17 protein-coding genes and 1 pseudogene are annotated in these 15932 nt (G+C 73.0%); 3 read left to right on the forward strand and 15 right to left on the reverse strand.

The window, feature by feature from the left end; all coding sequences use genetic code 11:
• Positions 1 to 414: 414 nt before the first annotated feature.
• Positions 415 to 1065, forward strand: a complete 651-nt coding sequence (locus AB0P03_RS36100) for a hypothetical protein (RefSeq protein ID WP_363632824.1) — start codon at positions 415 to 417, stop codon at positions 1063 to 1065.
• Here the strand turns inward: AB0P03_RS36100 and AB0P03_RS36105 are convergent.
• The 3 genes and pseudogenes from AB0P03_RS36105 to AB0P03_RS36115 all read right to left on the reverse strand — a co-directional run.
• Positions 1062 to 1202, reverse strand: a pseudogene (locus AB0P03_RS36105) (GNAT family protein); the annotation flags it as partial. The gene AB0P03_RS36100 and the pseudogene AB0P03_RS36105 sit on opposite strands and share 4 nt — an antisense overlap.
• Positions 1171 to 2796: a PEP/pyruvate-binding domain-containing protein gene (locus AB0P03_RS36110; protein WP_363632825.1), complete on the reverse strand. Its 1626-nt coding sequence runs from the start codon at positions 2794 to 2796 to the stop codon at positions 1171 to 1173. The gene AB0P03_RS36110 and the pseudogene AB0P03_RS36105, both read right to left, overlap by 32 nt.
• Positions 2793 to 3779: a hypothetical protein gene (locus AB0P03_RS36115; protein WP_363632827.1), complete on the reverse strand. Its 987-nt coding sequence runs from the start codon at positions 3777 to 3779 to the stop codon at positions 2793 to 2795. Before AB0P03_RS36115 ends, AB0P03_RS36110 begins: the two co-directional genes overlap by 4 nt.
• A gap of 131 nt (positions 3780 to 3910) precedes the next feature.
• On the opposite strand from AB0P03_RS36115, the gene AB0P03_RS36120 reads away from it, so the two are divergent.
• Complete coding sequence (locus tag AB0P03_RS36120) at positions 3911 to 4405, forward strand: NUDIX domain-containing protein (protein ID WP_363632828.1); 495 nt, start codon at positions 3911 to 3913, stop codon at positions 4403 to 4405.
• Positions 4406 to 4408: 3 nt separating this feature from the next.
• Here the strand turns inward: AB0P03_RS36120 and AB0P03_RS36125 are convergent, their stop codons facing one another.
• From AB0P03_RS36125 to AB0P03_RS36175, 11 genes are all read right to left on the reverse strand, one after another.
• Positions 4409 to 5077, reverse strand: a complete 669-nt coding sequence (locus AB0P03_RS36125; RefSeq protein ID WP_363632830.1) for a 3'-5' exonuclease — start codon at positions 5075 to 5077, stop codon at positions 4409 to 4411.
• Positions 5062 to 6159: an aminotransferase class I/II-fold pyridoxal phosphate-dependent enzyme gene (locus AB0P03_RS36130; RefSeq protein ID WP_363632832.1), complete on the reverse strand. Its 1098-nt coding sequence runs from the start codon at positions 6157 to 6159 to the stop codon at positions 5062 to 5064. The genes AB0P03_RS36125 and AB0P03_RS36130 overlap by 16 nt, the downstream gene beginning before the upstream one ends.
• Positions 6152 to 7201, reverse strand: coding sequence for a radical SAM protein (locus AB0P03_RS36135; protein ID WP_363632833.1), 1050 nt, complete (start codon positions 7199 to 7201; stop codon positions 6152 to 6154). The genes AB0P03_RS36130 and AB0P03_RS36135 overlap by 8 nt, the downstream gene beginning before the upstream one ends.
• A complete protein-coding gene (locus AB0P03_RS36140; RefSeq protein WP_363632835.1) occupies positions 7198 to 7872 on the reverse strand; it encodes a thymidylate kinase in 675 nt (224 codons plus the stop codon). The genes AB0P03_RS36135 and AB0P03_RS36140 overlap by 4 nt, the downstream gene beginning before the upstream one ends.
• A complete protein-coding gene (gene folE / locus AB0P03_RS36145; RefSeq protein WP_363632837.1) occupies positions 7869 to 8486 on the reverse strand; it encodes a GTP cyclohydrolase I FolE in 618 nt (205 codons plus the stop codon). Before folE ends, AB0P03_RS36140 begins: the two co-directional genes overlap by 4 nt.
• Entirely contained in the window at positions 8483 to 9214 is a 732-nt protein-coding gene (locus tag AB0P03_RS36150) for a WbqC family protein (RefSeq protein ID WP_363632839.1), read from the reverse strand. The genes folE and AB0P03_RS36150 overlap by 4 nt, the downstream gene beginning before the upstream one ends.
• Position 9215: 1 nt before the next feature.
• Positions 9216 to 9917 (reverse strand): PIG-L family deacetylase, encoded by a 702-nt coding sequence (locus AB0P03_RS36155; protein ID WP_363632841.1) that lies wholly within the window; start codon positions 9915 to 9917, stop codon positions 9216 to 9218.
• 73 nt (positions 9918 to 9990) lie between these two features.
• Positions 9991 to 11103, reverse strand: coding sequence for a glycosyltransferase family 4 protein (locus AB0P03_RS36160; protein WP_363632843.1), 1113 nt, complete (start codon positions 11101 to 11103; stop codon positions 9991 to 9993).
• Complete coding sequence (locus AB0P03_RS36165; protein WP_363632844.1) at positions 11100 to 11648, reverse strand: phosphoribosyltransferase family protein; 549 nt, start codon at positions 11646 to 11648, stop codon at positions 11100 to 11102. Before AB0P03_RS36165 ends, AB0P03_RS36160 begins: the two co-directional genes overlap by 4 nt.
• Positions 11638 to 12357 carry a 7-carboxy-7-deazaguanine synthase QueE gene (locus AB0P03_RS36170; protein ID WP_363632846.1) on the reverse strand — a complete coding sequence of 240 codons (720 nt, stop codon included), beginning with the start codon at positions 12355 to 12357 and terminating at the stop codon, positions 11638 to 11640. The genes AB0P03_RS36165 and AB0P03_RS36170 overlap by 11 nt, the downstream gene beginning before the upstream one ends.
• Positions 12354 to 13055, reverse strand: a complete 702-nt coding sequence (locus AB0P03_RS36175; protein WP_363632848.1) for a 6-carboxytetrahydropterin synthase — start codon at positions 13053 to 13055, stop codon at positions 12354 to 12356. The genes AB0P03_RS36170 and AB0P03_RS36175 overlap by 4 nt, the downstream gene beginning before the upstream one ends.
• A 402-nt stretch (positions 13056 to 13457) precedes the next feature.
• On the opposite strand from AB0P03_RS36175, the gene AB0P03_RS36180 reads away from it, so the two are divergent.
• A complete protein-coding gene (locus AB0P03_RS36180; protein WP_363632850.1) occupies positions 13458 to 14849 on the forward strand; it encodes a transcriptional regulator in 1392 nt (463 codons plus the stop codon).
• Between the two features lie 420 nt (positions 14850 to 15269).
• On the opposite strand, the gene AB0P03_RS36185 is transcribed toward AB0P03_RS36180, so the two are convergent.
• Positions 15270 to 15710 (reverse strand): hypothetical protein, encoded by a 441-nt coding sequence (locus AB0P03_RS36185; protein ID WP_363632851.1) that lies wholly within the window; start codon positions 15708 to 15710, stop codon positions 15270 to 15272.
• Positions 15711 to 15932: the final 222 nt, after the last annotated feature.

The raw sequence follows: 15932 nt of genomic DNA on the forward strand, positions 1-15932 counted from the left end.
CTCCCGCGCGGCCCTCTCCGCGTCGGTCAAACCGCCACCCTGTGCATACCTCACAGCACACGACTACCGGGACCAACCCTCCAACGGCAGGCGAATGCTACTGCTTCACCCATCCGAGCGACATCACGAATTCAACTTCAGTAGCACTGCTTCTCTCGCCTGTTCCAGGTCGTTGCGTTCAGCGGTGTCCCAGGCTCAGCTGATCTGCCGCGGTGGCATCTATGGCACTGGCGTGTCGCTCAAGCTGTTCGCGGCCTGTGCGGTCCCGCAGCCGTTCTCGCTCAGTGGTGTTCACGGCCGCCGCGGTGGGCTGCAACGCGGACCCCTCCTGCCAGGCCGACACCATGGCGACTGTCGAGGAGTGACCCGCGGCGGCCGAGCGCCGCGCTGCTGACGCTGTGACAGACTGCCGCGGTGATCGCTGACGACCCGGCCTACTGGAATCGCCCCCACCCGATACGGGCACTGCTCGTCGGCGGAGCAGAGGATGAAGACGCACCGCTGTGGGGCCGGTGTGCGGGGCTGGACGGCTGGTTCGTCGAGCCGGTCCGGTATCCGCGCGAGCTGCTGACGTTGCGCGGCTGCCCGCTGCAGGGGCCGTGGACGGTTGCGGGCGGGCTGGGGGACGTACTGGTGGAGGTGTGGTCCGGCGGACGCCCGGAGTGGTGGACGCTGGTGGACGCGGAAGTGCTGGCCCGCACACCCAGCGGCGCGGGGCAGGGGCTGTGGGACGTGGTGGTGGCGGCGGGCGTGAGGCTGGAGGAGGAGGTCGGGGATACCCCGCCGTTGGTCGACCACGTCGAGCTGTTCGCGTCGGACGGCTGGGGCGAGCCGGTCCGCTGCGTCTCCGTCTCCGGCCTGTACCGGGCTCGGGCCCAGCAGACGGCGGGCCCGCTGCACTTGGTCGGCTGCGAGCCCGCCGAGCCGCTGCAGCGGGTGCTGCGGCAGCCCGGGAAGTGGCGTAACCACTGGGCGTATCTGCGCATTCTGAACCGCAAGGCCGCCGCCATGTACCACTTCGCGGTGCGGCTGGACGTCGTCTCTGCCCGGCCCTCAGCCTTCTAGCGGCCGACCGCCAGCGTGGCCGTCGGGTGCCACTCGCGGCGGAAGCCGAAGACCCAGGAGTCGGAGACGTCGCCGTTGACGACGCAGTCCTCGCGGAGGGTGCCTTCACGGACGAAACCGAGCTTCTCCAGGACCCGGTTGAGGAACACTTCGTTGGTGGAGGATCTGCTGGTCAGGGCCGAGGACGGCGATGGCGGTGGGCGGCGGCATGGCACTTGCCGGCCACAGGAGCACGCCCATGTCCGACAGGCTGATCGTCCGGTAGCCGTCGGGCGCCGGGAGTGTGTCGGTGCCGGTGGGAATCAGCATGCCGACCGGCGTGGTGCTGTTCGTGATGACGGCGGTCAAGTCCGCGAGCGCGGGTCCGTGGGGGGCATGGAGGAGGATCGTCGCGGCCCGGCCGTCGGTGGGTTCGTCCCGGGGCCAGGTGTGGGTCAGCACGGCCGTTCCGGTCAGCAGCCGTTGCTGGGCGGTGCGCTGGGCCGGGACGGTCGGGGAGCGGCGGACGGTGCCGGCGGTGCCGTCGACTTCGAGGGTGGTGCCGGGTGTGATGGCGGTCAGGGCGTTGGTGACGTTGGTGACGCAGGGGATCGCGAGTTCGCGGGCGATGATCGCGGTGTGGGAGAGGGGTCCGCCGGTGGTGGAGACGACTGCGGCGGGCCGGGCCAGCAGGGCCGCGACCGCTTCGGGGCCCAGCGCGTCGCACACCAGGACGCGGTTGGCGGTGTCGGCAGCGGTGTCCAGGACGGCCGGGCCGGTGCCGATGCCCGGGGCAGCGGGAATCCCGTGCAGGACCTGCGGCTCGGTCAGGGCGGTGCCAGTGCTCACCGGGGTGAGCGGTGTGGTCAGCGGGCGGGCCTGGACGAGGTGAAGGCGGCCCTCGAAGGTGACGGCCCATTCGACATCGATGTGCTCGGCGCACAGCGCGCCGGCGGCGTGTGCGGCCGCCCGCAGGAGTTGCTCGCGCAGGTCGTCGGCGAGGACCGCGTGCTCGGCCATGTCGGCGGGCGCGTACAGGGTCAGCACGCCGTCGCTGGAGGTCTGGATCTTCGCTCGGGCTGGGGAGTCGGGGTCGGGGTGCACCCATTCGCCAGGGGGCAGCGCGAGTTCGGCCGGTGCACCGGGCAGTTGCAGCGTCGTCTGGACGCTGGCGTGGACCATAATTGTGCCGTCGGGCTCGCCGGTGTGGATCTCGCCTGTTTGCCGGCCGCTGACGAGGGGCTCGGCGAGGCCGTGGACCGTCTCGATCCGCCACCGGGTGCAGCGGCTGCCGGAGACGCGGGCGGCGAGGACTCCCGAGCATGCAGGCCGCAGCGCGGGCTGCACGAGGACGGCCATCCCCGCTTCGCCAGTGGTGGCGAGGGCCCGGCTGTAGGCGGCGGCGGTGGCGCCGTGGGCGGATGCGCGCACGGCGCGGACGGCGGCGAGCAGCGCGGTGGGCTCCGCGGGGGCGATGCGGGAGGTGTAGAGGCCGGCGAAGGAGGCGGTGGTGCCGTCCTCGCCGACGGCTGAGGAGCGGGCGATCAGCCCGTAGGGCGCGGCCTCGGCGGTGCGGGTGAGGATCTCGGTGACGGCCGCCGCCAGGTCGCGGTCGGGGTGGTCGACGGGGATGACGATTCCGGCGGGGACGGGAAGGCCGGCGCGGACCAGGGTGGCCAGCGCGGTGGCCTTGGCTCCGGCGCTCGCGCGCTCCAGGGGCTGGTCGAGGGTAGGCAGGACGGGGCGGGTCATCGTGCGGCTCCCGTGGTGAGGAGGTCGGCGGTGGTGATGGTGGCGGGGTCGGTGGCGTTCTGCTCGCACCAGCGGCGGGCTGCGGCGAGGTAGCGGTGGCGCAGTTCCTTGCGTCGTTCCTCGCTGTCTGCCGCCCACCGGCACACGGTGGTCAGGGCCTGGACCTGGCGGGTGGCGGTGTCGTCCCCGGCGGCGGCAAAGAGCGCGGCCAGGGCCCAGGCGTCGCGCAGCGCGGCGGCGCGCAGGCGTGCGGCGTGGATGGTGTCGAGCTGCCCTGCGGTGTCGGTGCGGGCGGTTGTGGTCAGGAGGTCGGCGGCGCGGGCGTGGTCTTCGAGCGGCATGGCGGCGGTGGCGGGCGAGCCGGGGCCGTAGAGGGTTCCGCTGCGGGCGCTTACCGCGGTGGCGAGGATGTCGAGGTCGGTTCCCTCGTGTACGGCTTCGGCGCTCTGGAGGAGGAACTGGTGGGCGTGCAGGAGGTACCCGGTTTCGCCCGGGGTATTGAGGGCGAGCAGGCACGCTCGGCCGTCCTCGAGGCTGCCCAGGAGCCGGGTGAGGAGGTCCTCCCACTGTTCCTCGGGCAGGAGCCAGTTGACGATGTGCGCGGACATCACGCCGAGGAACGCCTGGGTCGCTGCCGCCAGGTGCGCCCCGGCGCTGGTGGTGTCCGTGTCGAGGCTGTGCTCCAGGGCCTGGAGGGCGGCTTCGGTGCGCTGCTGGCGGACGCGGGCGGCATCGACCATGGCGCTCGCGTGGGCCGGGTCGGCGAGCCGGTCGTGCCAGCGGCCGGTCAGGGCGAGGTGGTCGGGTTCGGGGATGTCCACGATCCCTGGGCGGCGCAGCCGGCCGTAGGGGCGCGGGTCGTCCATGAAGGCGCTGGGCCACCTGGTGAGCGAGGTGGTGTACAGGTCGAGTTCCAGTGCGGTGCTGCCGGGCCTGGTGTGTTCGTAGTCGCAGGTCAGCAGGCCGTTCCAGACGGGTTCCACGGATCATCTCCTGTGGTGGTGGTGACGGTACGTCAGGGTGGTGGTGGGGGGTGTGAAAGGCTCGGGGCGCGTCGTCGCGGGCTGCGGCCGGGGTGGCGCTGTGATGGTGGCTGAAGGCGGAGGAGACGTTGATGATCAAGGAATCGACCGCCAGCGCGTTCGTGTTCCGTACCGAGGGGGACGGGCAGTGCCGGACCGCTCTGGTGTGGCACCCGCGTCTGGAGATGTGGCTGCCCAGCGGCGGGCATGTGGAGGTGGACGAGAGCGCGGCGCAGGCCGCGGTCCGCGAGATCGAGGAGGAGACCGGGCTGCAGGCCGAGTTGCTGCCCGGGCCGACGCTCGCGCTGCCGGCCGGGTTTCCGCACAGTGCGGTGGTGGCTCCGTGGTGGGTGGTGGAGATGGAGGCCTGCGCCGACAACCACACCCGCGAGCCGCACGTCCACATCGACCACGTGTTCGTCGCCGTGGACCGCGGCGCGCCCGCGAACAAGGGCGCGGTGCACCAGGTGCGGTGGTTCACCGGGCAGGAGGCCGCCGAGGTCGAGGGCTTCTCGGAGGACTCGCGGCTGCAGGTGAAGCAGTTGTTCGCGATGATCGCGGACGGGTCGCTGCGCCTGGCGGTGTGAGGGTCAGAACAGGGCGCTCTGCTCCGTCTCGCGCGCGGGGGTCAGTCGCTTGGGCTGCGACCCGGCGGCCGCGTCCAGGTCGAACAGGGTGCGCCACCGCCCGGCGGCGCACCCCTCGTCCAGCAGCCGCTCCAGGAGCTGCGCGGTGACGTCGACGTCGGGCATCGCCCGGTGCCGACGGGCCGGTTGCGGGATCTCGTAGTAGGCCAGGAGGTTGTCGAGGCGGTACGAGCCGAGTCCGGGAACGACCGCCCGGCCCAGCCGCACGGTGTCCAGGAGCGGAGTGTTCGCGAGGACGGGACAGTGCGCGCCCTGGTGGGCGATCAGCCCGGCTTCCGTGGAGGCGTGGTGGGCCACGATCCGGTACGGCGGGGCGGTCAGACGCGCGTCCAGGCGGGCCATAACCTCGCCGGCCGGACCGGCGGCGGCCAGCAACTGCGCGGTGATGCCGGTCTGCGCGGTGTCCAGCGAGGTGACGGGCACGTCGGCCGGGGGACGGATCAGGGCCTCGAACCGTCCGACCTCCTGCAGCCCCCGTTCGGTGGGGCGCAGCGCGAGGGCTGCGACCTCGATCGGCTCGGCGGGGCGCCCGGCGGGGGTGAGCGCCTCGAAGTCGACCACGAGCAGGGTCAGCGCGGCGAACCGCGGGTCGCCCATCAGCGAGCCTGCCACCGTGCGGCCTCCTGTCGGATCGTCAGGGCCAGTTCCCGAAGCACGTCGTCGGTGTCGTGCTCGGTGAAGGGAACCGCCAGCAGGGCATCCACAGTAGCCTGCGCGCGGGCAAGATCGCCGGTGGCGAGGTGTGCGCAGGCGGGGTGGCGGTGGACCGCGGTCAGGCAGTGGGTGCCGACGCTGTTGGGCACGCCCGCCCCGGCCAGGCGGGTGCTGAAGGCGCGCGGCTCGGGCAGGGTCAGGCGCCACAGGGCGCTGTATCCGTTCGGGTGTTCTCCGTCGGCTGGGTGGAGGGGTTCCAGGCCGGGGGTGTCGTCGACGGCGTGGTGGAGGGTGACGGCCTGGTGGCGGCGCTGGGCCAGGGCTTCGGGGAAGCGCTGGAGTTGGTGGCGGGCGAGGGCGGCCAGCGGTTCGGCGAGGCGGAAGTTGTGGCCGAGGCGGCTGCCGCCCGGGGCGCCGGGGGCCGGAGTCTGCCAGTGGGTGCGGAAGGCCGCGGCCCGGTCGGCGAGGTCGGTGTCGTCGGTGAGGAGGTAGCCGCCTTCGCCGCAGGAGATGACTTTGCCGTCCTTGAGGGAGAAGGCGCCGATGTCGCCGATGGTGCCCGCGTTCCGGCCGCCGGTGGTGGTGCCCTGGGCCTGGCAGGCGTCCTCGATCAGGCGCAGGCCGGCGGTGCGGGCGTAGGCGGCCACCTCGTGGATGCGATCGGTGCGCCCGGCCAGGTGGACGGCCAGGATCGCAGCGGTGTCGGGGCCGGTCTTCGCGGCGAGGTCCTTCAGGTCCATGCCGCGCCCGTCGTCGGCGGCGTCCACGAAGATCGGGTGGGCTCCGGTGGCGACGACGGCGGCCACCGTCATGACGACGGTGACGGCGGGCATCAGAACGTCTTGGCCCGGGCCGATGCCGCAGGCGGCCAGCGCGGTGTGGATCGCCGCGGTGCCTGAGGAGAGGGCGACGGCCCGGCGGACCCCGAATGCCTGGGCGAGACCGGCCTCCAGAGCACGGGCCTCGTGGTAGCCGACCGGATCGGGCATGCGGGCCAGCACCGCCCCGATCGCCTCGTGCGCGGTGTCCTGCTCAGGCATCGGTGACGTCCAATCCGGTCGGGGTGAGGATGCGGTCGAAACCGGTGAGCGGCCACATGTTCACGCAGTCCACGCTGAACAGTGCGCAGTCGACCCCGTACCCGGCGGGGGCGGGGAACAGGTCGCGGGCGGCGGCGCCCGCGATGCTCCGGTGCCGCTCGGCCGGGGTGGCGGCGATCTTCAGGGAGGAGGGGCAGTCCCACGCCGTGCCGTCCGGCTCGATGAAGAACAAGGTGTTCCCGCCGAAGCACCCCGGCACGAGCCCGGTCGGCCGGGTGACGGCGGAGGCGACCTGGCCCGGATAGCCGGCGCCGGGAAGCACGAGCGGCAGATCGGCGGCGTACAGCTCGCCGAAGTACCGCTGAAGCTCGGGCAGGTCGCCGGGGGTGAGGGCGAGCTCGTCGGCCAGCTTGTGGCCCGGATCGAGGGCGATCGGCTGGGGGACGGCGTAGTCGCAGCCGAGAGCGGCGGCCAGCTCCGGCACGGCGACGACGTCCGCCAGGTTGCGGCGGGTGATCACGCTGTAGATCCCGACCTTCGGCCGCGGCGCGCTCCCGCGGGCTTCGATCAGGGCGCTGATGCCGGAGACGACCTTCTGCCAGCCGTCGCCGTCGCGGCGCGGCGGCCTCCAGGTGTCGTTGTAGGCGGGGTCGGCGGAGTCCAGCGAGACGGAGACCGCGTCGACGTCGAGTTCGACCAGCGGCTCGCGCAGCTCCGGCCGGTTCAGTGCGACCCCGCTGGTGCACACCACGACCTCCAACCTCCCGGCCTTGAGGATCTCGATCAGCTTCATGATTGGCTTCCACAGCAGTGGCTCCCCGCCTGCCAGGAACACCCGGCCCACCGGCGAGTCGGCCAGGGTCTCGGCGAACGCGAGCACCTCGGCGGCGGTCAGGTCGTGCGGTGACAGGTGGGAGAGCACGCCCGGGGCGGTCGGCAGCTGCTCGCGGTGCTCGGCGATCGTGCCGAAGTAGCAGTACAGGCAGCCGTGGGAGGCGCAGTGCGAGCGCAGCCCCCACAGCACGCTGATCGGCCTGTTCACGGCGTCGTCCCTTCCCGAAGGGCCCCCGCGGCCGCGGTGCGGCACACGTCGGCGATGAACTCGACGGCTTCCCGCTCGCCGACGGCGCGCCGGTCCAGCAGCGCATACCGGTCGGGCCGGTCGTGGGCGAGCAGGTGATAGAGGCGTCCGGCCCGGGCCATCAGCGCGCGTTCGTCGGCGCTGCACGGGCGCCCGGTGCGCCTCTCGAACCGGGCCAGGCAGAGCGCGGGGTCGTCGGTGACCAGGACGGTGGCCGTGGGCGGTGGCCGCCACGCCCCGATGGCGCGCCCGATGGCCAGGGCCTGCTCCAGTGCCCAGGCGTCCGTGGCGTCGCTCGATTCGGCGAGGACGGCGGCCTGGTAGGCGGCGACCGAGGCCGGGCCACGGTCCTCCAGCACCACCTGCCCGGCGCCCGGCGCGGGGAGCGCCTCCCAGCGGTGGACCTGAAGAGCGGCCAGCAGCAGCGTCTCCGTGCGCGGGTGGCCGGTGCGCAGGAACCGGTCACCCGCGCTGTGCAGGGCGGCGATCACCTGCCCGGGCAGCCCGGCGGGTTCGGAGTCGGGCAGCTCGACCAGCGGCACGCACCGCTCGCCGAGCACGCCGGCCGCCAGCCGCCCCAGGTGGCTCTTGCCGACGCCGTTGACCCCCTCCAGGGCCACCCAGGCGCTCACAGCTCGCCGCCGGTCATCGCCGCGGTGCGGCGCAGCCGCTCGACCAGTTCCGGGTGGTCGGCCAGCGTGGGGAGCAGGTACTCGGTGGCGGTGCGGGAGCCGTGGGCGCGCACCCCGCGCACCGTCATGCACTGGTGCTCGCCCACCGCCCACACGGCAACCGCCTTGCTGCCCGTCAGCCGGGCGACCTCCTCGGCGACCTGGACGGTGAGCCGTTCCTGGAGCTGCAGCGCGTGCGCGTGCTTCTCCACGATCCGCACCAGCTTCGACAACCCCAGCACCTGGCCGGCGGGAGCATAGGCGACGCACACCTCCACCTCGAACGGGAGCAGGTGGTGCTCGCACAGGCTGGCGGTGCGGATGCCGCCCACGGCGACGCAGCCTGCGCCGGTGACCTGGTGCTCGAAGACCGTGCCGAGGCTGCCCGGCTGGTACTCCAGGAACTCCTGGTAGAACCGGGCGACCCGGCCCGGGGTATCGGCCAAGCCCGGGCTGGTCACGTCCTGGCCGAGCGCGCGCAGCAGGTCGCGCACGCAGGCCTCGACGGCCGCGGTGTCGACCCGAGATGGCGCGGGTTCGCCGGTGGCAGGGGCTCGTTCAGCGGTGGTGGTCACGCGGTGCTCTCCTGGGTCGTCGGTGCAAGCGGGCGCAGGCGCCCTGCGGCCTCCAGGAATCGAAGTGCCTGGGGGCCGTGGTGGGCGAGCAGGTCGAGGGCGGAGTTGGCCCCGGCCGGGCCCTCGGTGGGCGGGGCGTAGGTGGCGACTTCGACCGTGATGCCGTGCTCGGCGAGCAGGCATGCGTCGAGGTAGCCGTCGGCGGCGCCAGTGCCCACCCGCAGCACGCTGGTTCCGGTGCGCCGGCACAGGTCGGCGAGCATCCCGGTCTTCGGGCCGGCCGGTGCGATGTCGCTGGAGCGCTCCAGGCGCACGTCGAGGCCGAACTGGCGCAGCATCACCTGCAGCACGGCGGCGTTGAGGTCGGCCAGGTGCGTCCACGGGCGCTGGTAGATCGGCGCGAGGCGCTGCTGCAGGGCGGGCCAGTGGGCGGCGCGGGCGTAGGTCTGGCACAGGGTGCGCCAGTGCCGGGCCCGCCACCGGTCCTCCGCGACCCGGACGTCGGCCAGGGGCTGGCCGAAGGTGCGGGTGACGGGGACGGTCAGGCGGATTCGCTCACCGTGCGGGCCGGTGACCGTGTTGCGGTTCTGCCAGCCGCGCTCGCTGTAGGGGACGTGGTCCAGCAGGACGAGCCGGTCCACGTCCAGGAGCCGGGAGAAATAGCCGGGCCAGGGCAGGTAGGCGGGCTGGTGCGCGACCAGCACCTCGGCGCGCAGCGCTCGCGGCATGTCAGGCCGCCATCCGGTAGAGGGCGAACCGCTCGGCGAGGTCGGCTCCGATCGCAGCTCCCGCGGCTTCGTCCTGGGCGCGGATCTTGTCGAGGCTGCGCGGGTGCGGGGCGGGGCGCAGTTGGGTGGCGTAGCACTCCAGCGCCTTGCGTTTGGCGGGCCACTGGCTGCTGGTGTCCACGATCAGCGGCCGGTGGGCGTGGGCGGCGAGGTAGGCGCGGTCCTCGGGGCCGTCGTAGCCCACCACGCTCCACGGAATGTGCCGTCGGCAGGCGGGTGCGGGGCGGGCGGCGGCCAGGGCCGCGGTGTGGACGGCCTGGTGGTCCTGGTGGTGGGCACCGGCGGCGGGCAGGAAGAGCACCGCGGGGCGGGTGGCGGCCAGCGAGGCGGTGGGTCCGGCTTCGATGAGCCGCACGAGGTCGGGCAGGTGCGCGCCGGGGTTGGCGGCGTGCGGCTTGTCGGTCCAGGCGATGGTGCGCGCCCGCACGCCGAGCGCGTCGCAGGCGTCGGTGAACTCCCGGGTCCGTACGGCGGCGTCCGAGTGTCCGCCGTGCATGGGGCCGCTGGTGAGGGCGACAGCCAGGACGTCCACGATCACGCCGTGGCCGGTCAGCTTGGCGATGGTGCCGGCCAGGCCCAGGGATTCGTCGTCGGGGTGGGTGGCGACCACCAGAGCGCGGTCGCCGGGGGCGAGGTTGAACACGTTGCCCTCCTCTTGTCCGTGGGAAGGGATCGACGGGGCCGCACGGCCGACCCGTGCGGCGGCGCAGGCGGTGCTACAGGCCGAGGGCGGCCAGCAGCGTGGCGGCGGCGGCCTCACAGGTGAAGTCCTTGACCCGGCCGGGTGCGGCCCAACTGGCCTGCCGGTAGGTGCCGGGGTCGGCGAGCAGGTCGGCGAGCGCCGTCCACAGGCCGCTATGTCCGTCGGCTTCGGGAACGGCGCGCCCGGCCGGGCCGGCCATGGTCGGCACGTTCCCGAAGTCGAAGGAGATGACCGGGGTACCGACGGACAGGGCCTCGGCCGCGGTGTGGCAGAAGGTCTCCGGCTCGGTGGAGGAGATGACGGTGGCCGCCGCCCCGGCCAGGAAGGCGGGCACCTCCAGCCAGCCCAGCGCGGGCAGGATCCGGATCACGTCCGGGCGGCGCGCGGCCTGCTCGCGGCAGTCGGCGATCACCTGGCTCTGCATGCCGCTCCAGAACTCGAAGTCGGCCTCCGCCAGGACCAGTTCGACGGGGCGGCTCCAGTTCTCGGGCATCGCGGCGAGGAACTCCGCCAGGCCCTTGGCCGGCTCGACCCGGGAGGCGATCCGGATCGGCCCGTCACCGCGCAGAGCGGCCCGCCGGGCAGGCTCGACGGGTGCGGGGGCGGTGAGCAGGGCATTGGGGACCGTGACCCACGTGCCGTGGTGCAGGCCCGCGGCGGCGCCCTGCGCGGCGAGGTAGTCACTCGCCGGGCAGACCACGTCCACCGCGGCCAGCGCCCGCTGCCACCGGTCCTCACCGCTCGGCCGGATCTTGTGGACCATCAGTGCGGACGTGACGCCCTGCGGCGCCGGGTTGAGGTAGCCCAGTCCCCACAGGGTGTCAGCCCAGCACACCGCGTCGACGCCATGGCGGGCCAGGATGCCGCGGACCTCCTCCACCACCGGCGCGGGATCGGCCAAGGCGGCAAGGACGTCCTGGTTCAGCGCCGGGCGCGGCAGGGTGATCGTCTCCAGCCGGATCAGACCAGGCTCCTTGACGTCCTCCTGGCGGCCGGGGCCGGCCGCCAGGATCAGCGGCGTGTGGCCGAGCCTGCGCACACCCTCCACCAGGGCCGCGATGGACCGCTCGATCCCCGAAGGGTGATCGGGCCGGTAGGACAGCAGGCAGAACGCGATCGTACTCACGAAGATCCCTTCCTCGGTCCGGCCGCCAGCGGCGCCGCCGACTCGCCCTCGAAGGCCCCGCGCTCCCACGGGAAGACCACCCAGCCCGAGACCGTCTCGCCGATGGCGGTCACCGCCTCGCTCGGCGCCAGCACACCGGTCCAGTTCGCCTCGTTGACCACGCACACCGCACTGCGAACCCTGGCCGCGCCGGCCAGCTCGACCAGGCGCACGGCGGCCGCAAGCGTCTCGCCGGTGCCGGCGACGTCGTCGACCACCAGGACGTCCAGGCCAGACAGATCACCCAGCGAGGCGGTGTTGCGGGCCTGCGGCCGGGCCGTCTTCGCTGCGTTGGCGCTGTCGTCGACGGTGTGGGTCACCTCCAGCGCCCGCACGTCCCGCACGCCGAGCCGGTGCGCCAGCAGCACGGCCGGGGCCATGCCTCCGCGCACGACGGCCACCAGGGTCTGCGGTGTGCCGATCTCGCCCGTGGCCCGGGCGATCCGGTCGACATGCCGGTCGATGTCGTCCCAGGTCAGTTGCCGGGGCGTCGGGTCAGCGGCCACGTTCGTCCTCCCAGAGCAGCACGTGAAGGCGGGAGCTGACGTTCCAGCCGCGCTCGATCGCGACGTCGGCCAGCGCCCGCATGCCGCCGACGACGGCAGCGGCGGTGGTGGCCTCGGGCATGACCCACACCCGTTCGAGGCCGAGTTGGTCCTGCAAGGTGGCGAGTTCCTCGGCGTCCGCGGGGCTGTCGAGGACGAACTTGAACACCGCGCGCCTGGTGGCCTGGAACGCGATCAGCACCTCGGGGCGGATCCGCCGGTGCTCCGGGCCGCCCATGTGGGCGAGCTTCGGGGAGACCACGTACAGGGCGACGTGTTCGTCCAGGCCGCCGGCTGGGGCGATGGTGCCGTTGGTCTCGATCTCGACGCGGCGCCCGGCCTTCTTGAGCCGGGCGGCCACCGGCGCCAGCTGGCTCTGCTGCAGCATCGGCTCGCCCCCGGTGACGACCACCAGGCGTGTCGGGTGCTGGAGCAGTTCGGCGGCGACATCCGCGGCGGGCACTCGGCGCGTCTGCTCGGCGCGCGAGAAGCGCTGCCAGTCCCACGAGTACGGGGTGTCGCAGGAGGTACAGGCGAGATTGCAGTCCCCGGTCCGCAGGAACGAGGCGATCTGGCCGGCCGAGGGGCCCTCGCCCTGAAGGGTCGGGCCGAACACCTCGCAGAGCAGCACATCCGTCCTCGCGACGGGCAGCAGGCCCCGCCCCGTCACGTAGATGCCCCCGCGTCCGGGGCGAACTGGGCCCAGGTGCTCTCCGTCTCCGATACGCGCACGATGAAGGGGCGCCCCGCCGGATCCGCCAGGCCGCGCGCTGTCAGCCAGCGGGCCAGGTGCGCGGCAAGATGCTCCGACGTCGGGTTCACGTCGAGCACCTCGTTCAGCACCTGCTGGTGGAAGTCGGCCAGCAGGTACGCGCGCAGCTGGCCGGGGATGGGGAGCAGCTGGTCGCCCCGCAGTTCGAACGGCAGGGTGACGACGTAGGCATGCCCGTGCGGGCGGCCGCACTTGTGCCCGGCCGGAAGGCCACACAGCCAGTGCCGGGCCCGGAAACGGGCGGCCGTCGGCTCGACCACCGAGACGGGTCGGCCGGTGAGGATCCGCACCTCGCTCAGCCGCTCGCGGGCGCCGCCGGGCAGGGTCGCCTCCGCGCTGGCGTGCAGGTGCTCGGCGATGCCCTTGTCGCTGGCATCGGCCAGCACCGCGTTGAGGTCCCGGTGGTCAAGCACCGCGTCGACGTGCTCCTGGAGCCCGGCGAGCTCGCCGAAGTCGCAGACGAAGCCCGGCCTGGTCAGCTCACGTGCTGTCAGGACGACCTCCGCGGTGAATGAGTCGCTGGCGTCCACCCCATCGAGCTCCCGGGCCGCTTCGAAGCGCACACGCTTGCCGATGGTGTAGGTCCCGGTCACCATCACGCCCTCCAGAACACGAGCTGGACCGCGTGACGGGGCTGCCGCCGCGGGCGGAGGCGGGGATGCGGTGGGGTGAAGGCGTTGTCGAGCCATCGGTCACCTCTCTGGGTGGTGCGGGCTCCCGCGCCGGCGATACCGGGCCGGAGATGCGTTGGCGCAGCAGTGGCGGACGACGGTTCAGTCCGGCAGTGCTGCTGCGGGACTCGGCCGAGCGGGGCCCGATCCAGGGCCGCCGTGTCCAGCACGGTCAACCATCACGCCGACCGCCGGGTCGCGGAAGAGCGCGGCGGTGCCCAACCGTGCCCAGGCTGTTCCCACGTGTTACCACCCATGCGCCTGGAGCTACTCAACCCGCAGCTGACCGGGCATCATGAGCGGAACGGGCAACCGGAGGTGGCGGGCTTGGAGATCGACCAGCACCCCTTGACCTACCTGCTCCATCAGAACAACTGGACCGCGACCCAGTACCTCGCGCGCCTGAGCACCGTCCACGAACGACTCGGCTACGGAGCCATCCCGCCGGACCGCAAGCGCATCACCCGCTGGACCCGGCACGGAACCACACCCGAGCCCAGTGCGCAGAAAGCGATGGCGGTCCTGCACAACATTCCCCAGAGCGAGGTCGCCGACCGCCCGTGGCCGGCATGGCTCTCGCTGGCCTGCATGGGCCCACGAGACCTGCTGCATGCCAGGTGGACCCCCCAGGCCGCGATCGAGCTGCTCGACCACGCCGCCGCCGTAGGAGGACTGATGGACCGCCAAGGAATGGACCGCCGAGGATTCGTCATCGTCGCGGGACTGGCGCCCGTCCTGGCCCAAGCCGCCACCGCCCCGCTCGCACCCGCCCGCACCACCGGCTCCAGGATCGGCGCGAGCGTGCCCGCGCTCTTCGAGCAGTCCCTGGCCATCCTGCGACGCCAGGACGACCAGTTCGGCTCCGGTCAGGTCCACGCCTCCGCGCGCGCCCAACTCGCCCTGATCACCAAGCAGCTCAAGACCGCCTCCTACACCGAGGCCACCGGCCGGCGCCTGTACGCGGCAGCCGCCGAAGCCGCCCGGATCTGCGCCTGGACGGCCTACGACTCCGGCCAGCACGCACTCGCCGAGGAGCACTACCTCGTCGCGCTCCGGGCGGCCGCCTCATCCGGCGACCCCGTCGTCACCGCCAACACCCTGGCGTTCTGGGCCATCATGCGCTACAGCACCGCCGACGCGAACGGCGCCGTGGACCTGGTCAACGGCGCCCTGGGCTACACCCGGCAGATCGGCTCCGCCCGCATGGAGGCGATGCTCCTCGCCCGCCTCGCCCGCGCCCACGCGCACGCCGGCGACAGCCAGGCCGCAGCCCACGCACAGAATGCCGCGATGGCCGCCTACGACCGAGCACGCGACCAGGACACCGCCGCCGACCCCGACTGCGTCTACTGGCTGAACCTGGGCGAGATCAGGATGCTCCAGGGCTCCTGCTCCCTGAACCTGGGCCGGCCCAAGGAGGCCATCAGCCACTTCGAGGGCGCGTCCGCGGGGCTGAGCACCGCCGACACCTACCGCGAGGACGAATATCCGCGTGGAGCGGCCATCTACCTGGCTCGCGAGGCAGAAGCCCGGATCGCCCTCGACGACCTCGACGGAGCGATCGACACCGCCCACCGGGCGGTGGACCACATGGGCGGCATCACCTCCGCCCGCAGCACATCCACGCTCGCCGACCTCCGCTCGAAGTTCACCGCGCGACGGGAAGTGCCGATCGTCCGCGAGTTCCTGGAGAGCACCGCCTATGTAGGCGCCGCGTGATTGCGGCTGGCCCCATGCCTCGGGCCACCGTGTGGCGGCTGACCGAGCCGACGAGGAGCGGTTCGGTAGGACCAGCCTCGACAGAGTGGGTCCGGGAGGTGCCTTCCCCGGACCCCGACACGGCTTTCTCTGCCGGTCGAGAGCGTACCGGCCCCCTGTGACAGGCGCCCCGGACGCCCGGCGCCCACAGCCGAGGTCGGGCGTGTTCCGGAAATCACCTGCGGAGCCCGGCACCGGTTCGACGCCGCCCATTTAAGGGCCTCCCCCTTGACCGTCAGGCTCTCGCCGCCCTCCACACCCAGCCGCACTGCGGTGAACCCGCCGCCGACGTACAAGATCCGCTCGACGATGCCGTCCAGCGACTCCACCTCCCGCTGCTCCACCTCCCGCTGCATCCCCTCCACCAACCATTCCACCGGCTCACCGCGCGCGGCGAGCAGCGCCGATCGGCCGCCGTGCCGCCTGTTCGCCAATCAGCACAGCCCGGGCACGCTCCAGGTAGGCCGGGGCCGTCCAGCCGCCGACCCAGACCTTCTCGCACTCCGCGAACCTGCGCGGAACGACCCGGCCGGCCAGCGCCCACCCCACGAAGTCCTGCAACGTGGCGTCCTGGACCTGATTCCAGCACACCGGCGGAAGTCCCCGGGCCGGGTCGGATCTCTGCCCGACCAGCCGCAGCAGACCCGCCGCGATCCGCCACTGCCCGTCGCCTTCGTCAGGCGGATGCACGCCGATGGCGGGTTGCTGCCCCAGCCACCGCTCGCCCGTGCCCAGCGCCACCCAGCATGCCGTCACCTCATCGGCGGCCATCCGCGCGGCGCGCTGCTCCATCTCGGCTGCGGTGATCGACGCGAGCTGCACGTCCCCAGCCGACGCGGCGGCCGTCCGCCGCGGTGGCGAGCACGTCGGTGCGCCAGCCCCGGCTGGCGGCTTCCAGCTCGGCGTGAGCCCCGGCCGCCCGGACAGTGGTGACGATCTCCAACTTCAGCAGGTGGTGGTCGAGCATCTGTTCGGCAAGCTCGCATCGCGGGGCACCAGGGTCATGGGCGAAGTACTTCAGCCGCCGTGGCGCGGGGGAGACCT

Source organism: Kitasatospora sp. NPDC088779, assembly GCF_040685395.1.
Classification (GTDB): domain Bacteria; phylum Actinomycetota; class Actinomycetes; order Streptomycetales; family Streptomycetaceae; genus Kitasatospora.

What these genes read in the sequence shown, in the direction of transcription:
- AB0P03_RS36150 (WP_363632839.1), bottom strand. Translation starts at nt 9,214, where the DNA reads ATGCCGCGAGCGCTGCGCGCCGAGGTGCTGGTCGCGCACCAGCCCGCC.
- AB0P03_RS36110 (WP_363632825.1), bottom strand. Translation starts at nt 2,796, where the DNA reads ATGACCCGCCCCGTCCTGCCTACCCTCGACCAGCCCCTGGAGCGCGCG.
- AB0P03_RS36175 (WP_363632848.1), bottom strand. Translation starts at nt 13,055, where the DNA reads ATGGTGACCGGGACCTACACCATCGGCAAGCGTGTGCGCTTCGAAGCG.
- AB0P03_RS36130 (WP_363632832.1), bottom strand. Translation starts at nt 6,159, where the DNA reads ATGCCTGAGCAGGACACCGCGCACGAGGCGATCGGGGCGGTGCTGGCC.
- AB0P03_RS36120 (WP_363632828.1), top strand. Translation starts at nt 3,911, where the DNA reads ATGATCAAGGAATCGACCGCCAGCGCGTTCGTGTTCCGTACCGAGGGG.